General features: G+C 65.3%; 7 protein-coding genes and 1 pseudogene. 6 read left to right on the top strand and 2 right to left on the bottom strand.

What is annotated here, in order from left to right; genetic code table 11:
- Positions 1-81: 81 nt before the first annotated feature.
- Positions 82-918: an alpha/beta fold hydrolase gene (locus tag DRB19_RS27500; protein ID WP_162815913.1), complete on the bottom strand. Its 837-nt coding sequence runs from the start codon at positions 916-918 to the stop codon at positions 82-84.
- 423 nt (positions 919-1,341) lie between these two features.
- Between DRB19_RS27500 and DRB19_RS27495 the strand changes: the two are divergent.
- The 4 genes and pseudogenes from DRB19_RS27495 to DRB19_RS27480 form a co-directional block, all read left to right on the top strand.
- A pseudogene (locus DRB19_RS27495) lies at positions 1,342-1,773 on the top strand (chromate resistance protein ChrB domain-containing protein); the annotation flags it as partial.
- Between the two features lies 1 nt (position 1,774).
- Positions 1,775-3,190: a chromate efflux transporter gene (gene chrA, locus DRB19_RS27490; protein WP_114189164.1), complete on the top strand. Its 1,416-nt coding sequence runs from the start codon at positions 1,775-1,777 to the stop codon at positions 3,188-3,190.
- 109 nt (positions 3,191-3,299) lie between these two features.
- Positions 3,300-4,448, top strand: a complete 1,149-nt coding sequence (locus DRB19_RS27485; protein ID WP_245439866.1) for an MFS transporter — start codon at positions 3,300-3,302, stop codon at positions 4,446-4,448.
- 200 nt (positions 4,449-4,648) lie between these two features.
- Positions 4,649-5,206 (top strand): methyltransferase family protein, encoded by a 558-nt coding sequence (locus tag DRB19_RS27480; protein WP_245439865.1) that lies wholly within the window; start codon positions 4,649-4,651, stop codon positions 5,204-5,206.
- 442 nt (positions 5,207-5,648) lie between these two features.
- Here the strand turns inward: DRB19_RS27480 and DRB19_RS27475 are convergent, their stop codons facing one another.
- On the bottom strand, positions 5,649-6,035 hold the full coding sequence (locus DRB19_RS27475) for a response regulator (RefSeq protein WP_114189162.1): 387 nt from the start codon (positions 6,033-6,035) through the stop codon (positions 5,649-5,651).
- Between the two features lie 136 nt (positions 6,036-6,171).
- Here DRB19_RS27475 and DRB19_RS27470 point away from each other — a divergent pair, with 136 nt between their 5' ends.
- Positions 6,172-6,969: a Crp/Fnr family transcriptional regulator gene (locus tag DRB19_RS27470; protein WP_114189161.1), complete on the top strand. Its 798-nt coding sequence runs from the start codon at positions 6,172-6,174 to the stop codon at positions 6,967-6,969.
- A gap of 46 nt (positions 6,970-7,015) precedes the next feature.
- Positions 7,016-10,474, top strand: a complete 3,459-nt coding sequence (locus DRB19_RS27465) for a PAS domain S-box protein (protein WP_114189160.1) — start codon at positions 7,016-7,018, stop codon at positions 10,472-10,474.
- Positions 10,475-10,567: the final 93 nt, after the last annotated feature.

Here is a 10,567-nt window from a genome sequence, read left to right as displayed (position 1 = left end):
TGGGCTACCGGCCGCCCGCACCCGTTACACTGGAGGCCATTGCACAGCAGCTACCCACATCTGCAAGCATACAGTAGCCTCTCAATCCGCTTGGTTCAAAATCCCGGTCAGGTCATTCGGGCCTTGGAGGAACGCGTGCAGATCGAGCGCGACCTCGTCCGGCGCCTCCCACTGGGGATCATGGCCGATCTCGGGGCTGATCTTGAGTATCGCGCCGGGGATGCGCGTCGCGAGGTGCTTCTGCTCTTCCTGCGAGAAGACGCCGTCCTGGTCGCCGCCCAGGATCAGAACTGGACAGCGAATCCGAGCGAGATCCGGCGCGGGATCGGCCGCGAGAAGGGCGGACAGCGCGGCCTGCCAAACCCGCGCCGGGAGCTTCAGACTTTCGGCCACGACTCGCTCGAAGAACGCCGCCGGTACCGGGCGGTGGATGGTGCTGGCTTGGAACGCGCGGACGAAGTCCCCGCCGACGGGATCGTCGAGCGCCTCGACCTCCCGCAGCAGGTCCTGCGTGACCGCGTTGCGCGCTGTCGCGGCCGAGCCAACGAGGACCAAGCGTTCAACGCGCTCGGGAGCTTGAGCCGCGACCGTGCGGGCGATGAAGCTCCCCATGGAATGCCCGACCAGGGCGGCCTCTGCAATGCCGAGTAGGTCCATGAGCTGGATTGCGTCTCCGGCCAAATCGGCAGGCGCATAGCCGTCCATGGGGCGGTCGGAGTCTCCATGCCCGCGCTGGTCCGGCATGATCACATGCCAGTCCGTCGGGAGGAGCGGGAGAATGCGGCTGTAGGACACCCAGGAATCGGAATAACCATGCAGCATCAGCACGGCCCGGCCGTCCTCCGGCCCCTGCTCGGCCACGTGCAAGCCGAGGCCGGACGGTAGGCGATATTTCGCGAACCGTAGATCGGCTGACATGGCCGACATTATACCGTGGGGGAGAGAAGACGAGTAATAGGGGCCTGCTTGTTCAGCCTTCAACGGATCTGGATGGTTTTGCCCTACGCAAGAAGAGGATTTTCGCCCTTTGGCACCGGGCAGACCTAAGCTGAACTTCCGTAAGAGCAAAGTTAAGCGGACCTTCCCATGGGTTCGCGTAAAGGTTCAGTTTGACCCCGAGCGGACGTTGGGCGCACTTGCAAATACGGCGTTGGCAACAGGAGTGGCTGTCGGGAGACGCCACCCTCGCCAGCCGCGGGTTACGTCTGCTGGATCCAGGTTATTGACAAAAACCGGAGAGCAATACCTACTTGCCTCATGGGGGCTGCGATCCCCTCACGAGGCGCTATGCCGAAGAATCGCGTCCAGCTCTCCTTCAGCAAGGACGCGTCGTCATGCCGTCAAATCGCCTGTCCCTGGCTCATCCGGCGCTTCGTCGACCCGCAGGCCGTCTTCCTGTTCGTCAGCCCGTCCGAAGTTCCCGCCGTGGCGCAACGCTTCGGGGCTGCCCCCTACGACATCGAGGGCGCGGACGTCTTCTGGAGCCATCGCGGCGAGAAATGCACCTTCGACACCATGGTCGAGGTGTTCGGCCTCACGACGGAACCCCTGCTGCGGCTCGCCACCATCGTGCGCGGCGCCGACACGGCGCGTACGGATCTCGCGCCCGAGGCACCGGGACTGCTGGCCGCCTCGCTTGGGCTCTCGCGGATGTATGTCGACGACCTGGAGCAGCTCGAGGCCGGGATGGCACTCTACGATGCCTTCTACCGTTGGTGCCGTGACGCCACCGACGAGACCCACAACTGGCCCGTGAGGAAGCAGGGAGCCTGACATGACGGACATATCAACCGCCACAGCTTCCCGAGACCGTACCGCGGCGCCGCCGCATGGTGTCAGCCTCGGCGAGGCCTTCCGGGTCTGGGCGCGTGTTGCGATGCTCAGCTTCGGCGGGCCTGCAGGCCAGATCGCGGTCATGCACCGCATTATCGTCGAGGAGAAGCGCTGGATTGGCGAGAACCGCTTCCTGCACGCGCTGAACTACTGCATGCTCCTGCCCGGACCCGAGGCCCAGCAGCTCGCCACTTACATCGGCTGGCTCATGCACCGCACGCTCGGCGGTCTCATCGCCGGGGTGCTGTTCGTGCTGCCCGGTGTCATCTCGATCATGGCGCTGAGCATCGTCTATGCCCTGTTCGGCAAGGTTGGGGTGGTCTCGGCCCTGTTCTTCGGCCTCAAGGCCGCCGTGCTCGCTGTCGTGCTCCAGGCCGTGGTGCGGATCGGCAGCAAGGCGCTCAAGAACCGCATCATGGTTGGGCTCGCGGCGGCGGCCTTCATCGCGATCTTCTTCTTCGGCGTGCCGTTCCCGATCATCGTCCTCGCCGCCGGTGTCATCGGCTTCTTCGGCGGCCGCGCGGGCGTGCCGGCGTTCCAGGTCGGAGGTGGGCACGGTCCCTCCAAGGACGGCAAGCAGGTTGCTGACGCTGACGCGCTGCTCGGCGAGGAGTTGCCGGAGCATGCCCGCCCTACGGTGGCGCGGGCGCTTTGGGTGTCGGTGATCTGCCTCGCCCTCTGGCTCGTGCCGGTGGCCGCACTCCTCGTGACACTCGGCCCTGACAACGTGTTCGGTCGGATCGCCACCTTCTTCTCGACTATGGCAGTCGTGACCTTCGGCGGCGCCTACGCGGTCCTGGCCTATGTCGCCCAGCAGGCGGTCGAGAACTACGGCTGGCTTCAACCTGGCGAGATGCTCGACGGCCTCGGCATGGCCGAGACCACCCCGGGGCCGCTCATTATGGTCTTGCAGTTCGTGGGCTTCATGGGCGCGTACCGCGATCCCGGCGTGCTGTCACCGCTCACGGCGGGCATGCTCGGGGGGCTTCTCGCCACCTGGGTGACCTTCGTGCCGTGCTTCCTGTTCATCTTCCTGGGTGCCCCGTTCATCGAGGTGCTGCGCGGCAACCAGGCTCTGCATGGAGCCCTGTCGGCGATCACCGCGGCCGTGGTCGGCGTCGTGCTGAACCTCGCCATCTGGTTCGCGATCCACACCGTCTTCCGCGAGACATGGCCCGTACGGAGCTTCGGCCTGTCCTTCGAGGCGCCTGTGCTTGCGAGCGTCGATGTCTGGGCGCTGCTGCTCTCGGCAGCCGCCGTCATCGCCATGTTCCGCTTCAAGGTCGGCATGATCCCAACGCTCGCCGCCTGTTCTGCCGTGGGGATTGTCCTGTACCTCGCCGGCGCGATCTCCTGATCCTGGGAGTAGTCCGATTCCCCAGGACCAAAGTGCGACAGGGACAATCGGGGAGGCTCGGGCAAAGAGCCTGCCACCTGACATCGAGCGGGTTCTCTGGGCGCGGTCCTTGCGCGCCTTCGGTGATGGCTATGTTGCGATCCTGCTGCCACTCCATCTCTCGCGTCTCGGCTACGATGCCTTCGGCGTCGGGATCATCTCGACCGCAACCTTGCTGGGCTCCGCCCTGCTGACGCTCGCCATCGGACTGGTCGCCTACCGGATTCCAAGGCGTCGCGCCTTGCTGGCCGCCGGTTTCCTGATGGCGGCGACTGGACTGGGCTTTACCGGCATCGAGGGCTTCTGGCCGCTGCTCGTGATCGCCTTTGTGGGAACCCTCAACCCCTCCGGTGGTGACGTGAGCCTCTTCCTGCCGCTCGAACATACGGTGATCGCCCACGTGGTCACCGACGAGGAGCGGACGGCGGTGTTCGCCCGCTACAGCTTCGTCGGCGCCTTCTTCGGTGCCCTCGGGGCGCTGTCGGTTGGGGTGGTGGACTGGCTTGCCCCGGTTATCTCGCCGGCCGGAATGACGACTGTTCTCTTCGGGCTGTACGGTGTCATCGGGCTGCTCACGTGTCTGCTCTACCGCAACCTGTCGCCCAAAGCCGAGGCCGGCACCGACAGCCCGCCGGCCCCGCTCGGCCCATCGCGCGGGATCGTCTACCGTCTGGCGGCCCTGTTCTCCGTCGACGCCTTCGGCGGCGGGCTCGTCATCAACGCTTTGCTGGCGCTCTGGCTCAGCGAGCGGTTCGGCATCGGCGTGTCCACCATCGGGGCGATCTTCTTCGTCACCAGCCTGTGCTCCGCCGTCTCACAGTTCGCGGCGGTGTCGATCGCCAAACGATTCGGGCTGGTGAACACGATGGTGTTCACGCATCTTCCGTCGAACCTCTTCCTGGTCCTGACCGCCTTCGCGCCGACGGTCTGGACCGCGTTCGGCCTGTTGATCCTCCGGGGATTGCTGTCGCAGATGGACGTGCCCACCCGGTCCTCGTACGTCATGGCGGTGGTCCGGCCGGAGGAGAGGCCCGCCGCCGCGAGCGTCACCGCCGTACCCCGGAGCCTGGCATCGGCCATCGCGCCGCTCCTGTCCGGATGGCTTCTGACCGTGTCGCCGTTCGGCTGGCCGCTCGTCCTCGCGGGGGTCCTGAAGGCGGCCTACGACCTGGCGCTGCTGCGGCAGTTCTCGGCCGTCAAGCCGCCGGAGGAGCGCTGATGTGGTTTGCAGCAGGCGTTCCTCGCCATTCCTGTGAGGAGGTCGATGAACATCTCGACGAAGCGATTGTTGTGGCTGGCGGCATTGGGCGTGGCGTTCATCGCCGCAGCTTGGCTGCTCGGCATGGCCTACGTTCTCACCGACTGATCCGGGCTTCCCTTGATCGGAACTGGTTTGCTCATTCGCGCAGGCCAAGCGACATGATCCAGGGTTGCGGGTCTGCTTTGGCGGCAGTTGATGGTAGCCTGTACACGACCCAGACAACGACATTGGCCCACAGTCCCGCCATGGCTGACACGGCAGACACCGCTAACGTCATCATCCGGCCGCCGCTGGCATGGGGGCTTGCCGTCCTTGCCGGGCTTGCGCTCAACTTGCTCGTGCCCTGGCCCTTCCTACCCGCCGACATACCTGCTGGCTGGATCGGCTTATTGGTGTTCGTCGTCGCATTAGCGCTGTTCGCTTGGGCCATCATCACGATGACTAAGGCCGGTTCGAATGTTCCGACCAATCGGCCGACCACCACCATCGTCGAGAGCGGACCATACCGCTTCACGCGCAACCCCATTTACCTCGGCATGTTCCTCGGTCTGATTGGCTTCGCCATCGCGTTCGACAGTCTTTGGCTGCTGGTGATGCTGGTGCTCTTCGCGTTCCTCATCCGCTACGGCGTCGTGGCCCGCGAGGAAACCTATCTCGACCGCAAGTTCGGCGATGTCTACCGTGGCTACCGCTCGCGCGTGCGGCGCTGGCTGTAACGACCGCTAGAGCATCGGACGGTTTGTCGGACCCGCTCGGATTCCACCTCTGCCCGAGGGAGAGGGGTGGGACGTCGTGGATCCGCCTTTTCGTCCGATGCTCTAGGCCTGTGGGAAGGCAGCCACGGGTCGACCACCGTTCTGAAGACTGTGCGCGCACGGCAGGATCCTGAAGCACATTTCCAGAAATGACTTTCCACGAAATCCGTCCACGTGTGCGGCGAATGGTGTGAGTCCGCAAGGCCTCGCAGTCGCACTCCCCGGATCAAAGAGCTTGGTCCGCTTTGGCACCTAAGAGCCGACGTTTATTGCGCGGCCGGAATGTGAAAGTATGACCCAAAGCGGCCCCTCCGGTTAGCCAGGAGCTGCATTGAAGCGAGCCGTCGAAGAGGCTCCGCTTGTGAGCGCATTTCAGGCGCAGCTCTTTGGGTCTGAGCCCGGTTCACTGGTCTCGCAGGAGTGCGGGCAAGGCGTCGGCGAGGGTCTGCGGATTGAACGGCTTCTCCCACCGGGGCACGTGCCGGTACTGGGTCGGCACGGCAGCTTGGCTGTAGCCGGTGGCGAACAGGAACGGCACCCCTTGCGCGGCCAAGAGATCCGCCACCGGATAGACGGCCTCGTCCTCCAGGTTGATGTCGAGCACGGCCAGATCGATCTTTTCCGCCGTGGCCAGAAGATCCAGTGCCTCGTCCCGGGTCGGCACCGGGCCGAGCACCTCTGCCCCGAGCCGGGTGAGAGCCTGAACCAGATCGTCGGCGACAAAGAACTCGTCCTCCACGACGAGCACGCGGCGTCCGGTCAGGCTCGGCTGCGGATGAGTGCGGCTCATGGAAAACCCCTCCTCGCCCAGTGGGCATCTGTCAGACGGGGCTTGAGTCGGCCAAGCGCACAAAGATCATAGCACAGGTTGGCCCGTTTGGATCCGTGGGGCGTTGATAGGTCAGGTTTATTCTTTGGAGGGTCTTATGGCCAACCCTCTCATCCGCAAACTGCAGCAGGTCATCCGCCTCTCGGCCGACGACCAGCGCCTGTTGGAGCAGGCGACCTCCGAACGCGTAACGCGGTTCGGCCAACGTGAAGACCTCATGAGCGAAGGCGACGAGCCGCGCGAGATCCACCCGATCCTGAGCGGCTGGGCCTGTCGCTACAAACAGCTGGAGGATGGCCGGCGGGCGGTCCTGGCCTTCCTGCTGCCGGGTGACCTATGCGACCCGAGTCCCTTGGTCCTGGGCGAGATGGACCACTCGGTCGGGACATTGACGTCTGGGACCCTGGCCGCGATCCCCCGCGCCGTGTTTGAGGAGCTTACGTTTCATCATCCGCGCGTCGCCCAGGCGCTGTGGCGCGAGGCCCTCGTCCAAGCGGCGATCCAGCGGGAGTGGACGCTCAGTCTCGGCCAACGCAATGCCTATGAGCGCCTGTGTCACCTCCTCTGTGAGCTGTTCCTCCGGCTCAGGATCGTGGGCCTGACGCAAGGGCCGAGCTGCGAGCTGCCGGTTACCCAGGCCAAGCTCGCCGAGGCCACCGGCCTTACCGGAGTGCATCTCAATCGCATGCTGCAGGAGCTGCGGGCCGCCAACCTCGTCGTGCTCAAGGGCAAGACCCTGACCATTCCCGATCTGCCGGCGCTCATGGCCGTGGCCCTGTTCAGTCCCAACTACCTGCATCTGACCCGGGAGGGTAGTGCTGGGGAGAGCCACGAGGCGGCGGCTCACCGCGTCTCGAATCATCGCTCCGACAGCGCGCACCCAGGGGGCCGATGATAATCTGGTCCCGGAAGGGTCTCCTCATCAATGCAAGGAGGTCAGCATGGCCACCGCTGACGACCTCGGCCGCACGATGACAGGCCTCGATGAGGGGCTGATCACCGCGGAGTTGGCTCGCCGTTTGTCCCGTGCGCCCGATCATGCGGCCGAAAGCCGGGCGCTGTCCATCCTCGCGCAGGAGATGGCCACCAGCCCCCGCAGCGTGCTCCGCAAATGCGCCGAGCTGGTGCTGGAGCTGTGCCATGCGGACTCGGCCGGGATCAGCATCCTCGAACCCGGCGGCGAGAACGGCATCTTCCGCTGGCATGCCATCGTGGGCGGCCTGGCGGCCCATCTCGGGGGCACTATTCCACGGGAGGTCAGCCCCTGTGGCGTGGTGATTGCCCGTAACAAGTTGCTCCTGTTTCGCGAGGCGGGGCAGATTTTTCCGGATCTCAGAGGCATCGAGCCGCGGATCCACGAGACCCTGCTGGCACCCTGGTCTGTGAACGGCGAACCGGTCGGCACGCTCTGGGCCATCAAGCACACGCCTGAGGGGCAGTTTGATGCCGAGAATGCCCGCCTGCTGCAGAGCCTCGCCCACTTTGCCGCGGCCGCCTCTCAGATGACTGATGCCCTGGACGAAGTCAAAGTCACCCGGGAGGAGCTGGAGCGGCGGGTGGAGGAACGCACCCACGCCCTCTCCGAAGCGTACGACCGCGCGTCGGCCAGCGAGGCGCGGCTCCGGACGGCGCTGGAGATCGAGACGGTCGGCGTCATCTACCTCGACCCGGAGGGCCAGATCATCGATGCCAACGACGCCTTCCTGACGATGGGCGGCTATAGCCGTGACGACTTGGAGGCGGGACGCCTCACTTGGCAGGCACTCACACCGCCGGAATGGATGGCGGCTTCCGAGCGGGCCATTGCGGAGCTGCAGGCCACGGGGCGGACCACGCCCTACGAGAAGGAGTACTTCCGCAAGGACGGATCGCGCTGGTGCGCGCTGTTTGCAGCCAAGAGGCTGCCGGACGGCACCGCCTTCGAGTTCATACTCGATACCACCGCTCGCAAGCAGGCTGAAGAGGCCCTTGCCGCCGAGCTGAAGGCGATGACACGGCTGCACGAGCTGAGCCGACAGGTGGTCCGCTCCGCCGATCTGCAGGCGATGCTTGACGCCATCCTGGATGCGACAATCGAGCTGCATGGGGCGGACTTCGGTAACATCCAGCTCTACGATGAGGCCACCCAAACACTGCGCATTGTGGTTCAGCGTGGCTTCCAGCAGCCGTTCCTCGACCACTTCGCCGAAGTTGATGTCGAGGAGGGCTCGGCCTGCGGCATGGCCCTGGCGCGCCGTGAGCGGGTGGTGATCGATAATGTCGAGCAGGAGCCTGCCTATGCCCCAAGCCTCCCGGCTGCCCGCGAGGCGGGCTATCTGGCGGTGCAGTCGACGCCGCTGTTCACGCCTATGGGCAAGCCGCTCGGCATGCTCTCGACCCATTTCCGCGAGCCGCACCGCTTGTCCGAGCGCGACCTCCGGCTGACCGGCATCTATGCCCGCCAAGCCAGCGATGCCATTGCTACCCAGTTGCTGACGCAGTCGCTGCAGGAGAGCGAGGAACGCTTCCGCAGCCTGGTTGAAAGCTGGGCCCAGGCCGTGTGGGAGACTGATGCTGAAGGCAAGGTGACGACCGACTCGTCGAGCTGGCGCGCCTACACCGGTCAGAACCTGCAGGAATGGCTTGGCAACGGCTGGGCCAATGCGATCCACCCCGATGACCGCGCCGAACGGGAGCGGCAATGGCGCGAGGCCGTGCGCGAGCGCCGCCCCCTCAATGCCGAAGCCCGGCTGCAGCACGCAGAGGGCGGCTGGCGCTGGACGAACGTTCACGCTGCCCCGCTGCTCGCGTCGGACGGATCAGTGCGCAAGTGGGTTGGCATGAACATTGATATCACCGAGCGCAAGCAGGCCGAAGAGGCCCTGCGCGCGAGCGAGGAGCGGCAGGCGTTTCTGCTCAAGCTCTCAGATGTCCTGCGGCCACTTGGGGATGCCCATGAGATCCAACGCGAGGCCAGCCGCGTGCTGCGCGAGCATCTCGGAGGCAACCGCGTGGTGTACTCGGAAGCGCTGTCAGACGCGGAGATCGTACCGGCGGGGGCCGACTACGCCCCAGATGCCAGTTGGTTCAGCGGAAGCTATCGGCTATCGAATTACAGCCCTGATCTGGCCGCTTCCTATCAGGCCGGCCACGTCATCAGCCAGGATGATCCCGCCTCGGACCCGCGCCTCAGCGACCAACAGCGTAGGGCCTTTGCGGCCGACCGAACCGGCGGTTGGGCTGGGGTTCCACTGGTCAAAGAGAGCCACTTGGTCGCGCTGCTGGTGGCCACCTTCCCAGGACCGCACACGTGGACCCCGGCGGAGCTGGCCCTGATGCAGGAGGTGGCAGAGCGCACGTGGGCGGCAGTCGAGCGCGCCCGCGCCGAGACGGCGTGGCGGCGGTTCGCCGCGCTGGCGGAGGCGAGCAGAGAGTTCATCGGCATGTGCGACACGCAACTGGTCCCGTTCTATGTCAACGCGGCGGGCCTGCGGCTGGTCGGCCTCGACAGCTTGGAGCAAGCGCAGCACACGCCAGTACTGGATTTCTTTTTCCCCGAAGATCAGGCGCTCATCCGTGACGAGTTTCTCCCGCAGGTGCTGCGCGAGGGGCGTGGCGAGATCGAGATCCGGTTCCGCCACTTCAAGACCGGCGAGGCGCTGTGGGTCATCTACTCGGTTGTCACGCTAAATGATGAGCACGGAAAACCGAGCGGCTACGGAACCGTCACCCGCGACATCACCGAGCGTAAGAAAACCGAAGAGGCTCTCAGGGCCAGTGAGAGACAGGCTCAATTGCTCCTGGGCGAATTGCAGCACCGGGTGCGCAACACCCTGGCGGTGATCCGCTCGATTGCCCGGCGCACCGCTGAGGCGAGCAAGTCGGTGGAGGACTACGCGATGCACCTCGACGGGCGCATCAACGCGTTCGCCCGGGTGCAAACCGCTGTGGCCCGCGATCCGGCGGCAGGCCTGGATCTCACTGAACTCGTCGCCGACGAGCTTCTCACCTATGCGGCACGCGAGGGGGAGCAGGTCAGGATTACAGGGCCCGCGATGCGGCTGCAGCCCAAGGCTGCCGAGACGTTCGGGCTGGCTATTCACGAATTGGCAACGAACGCCGTGAAGCACGGAGCTCTGTCAGTCCCGCAGGGGCGCATTCGGATCTCTTGGCGGGTCCAGAACGGCACCGATCCGCCCCGGCTCATTTTCGAGTGGAAGGAGTGTGGGAGGCCAGAACGGGTGGCCAAGCGCAGGCGGCGCGGCTTCGGCACCGATCTGCTGGAGCGCACCCTGACCTATGAGCTGAAGGCCAAAACCATTCAGGCGTTCGAGCCGGATGGCCTGCGCTGCACGATCGAGCTGCCGATGACCGAGCGACTTGTAATGGGCAACTCGGTTAATATGCGCCAGCAAGACTGAGCGGAAGGTCTGCAATTGATGCTGTGGACGGCTCCCACCCAGCGGTGAGGTAGCATGGCTGCTTCGAGCAGCCAGCGACACAGGAGCAGCCCA

The sequence above is a fragment of the Microvirga aerophila genome (genome assembly GCF_003332305.1).
Taxonomy (GTDB): Bacteria; Pseudomonadota; Alphaproteobacteria; order Rhizobiales; family Beijerinckiaceae; genus Microvirga; species Microvirga aerophila.
This window is presented reverse-complemented; position numbering and strand designations above follow the sequence as displayed.

Coding starts and splice junctions, on each gene's coding strand:
- DRB19_RS27480 (WP_245439865.1), top strand. CDS start 4,649: ATGATCCAGGGTTGCGGGTCTGCTTTGGCGGCAGTTGATGGTAGCCTG.
- DRB19_RS27475 (WP_114189162.1), bottom strand. CDS start 6,035: ATGAGCCGCACTCATCCGCAGCCGAGCCTGACCGGACGCCGCGTGCTC.
- DRB19_RS27500 (WP_162815913.1), bottom strand. CDS start 918: ATGTCAGCCGATCTACGGTTCGCGAAATATCGCCTACCGTCCGGCCTC.
- DRB19_RS27470 (WP_114189161.1), top strand. CDS start 6,172: ATGGCCAACCCTCTCATCCGCAAACTGCAGCAGGTCATCCGCCTCTCG.
- DRB19_RS27465 (WP_114189160.1), top strand. CDS start 7,016: ATGGCCACCGCTGACGACCTCGGCCGCACGATGACAGGCCTCGATGAG.
- chrA (WP_114189164.1), top strand. CDS start 1,775: ATGACGGACATATCAACCGCCACAGCTTCCCGAGACCGTACCGCGGCG.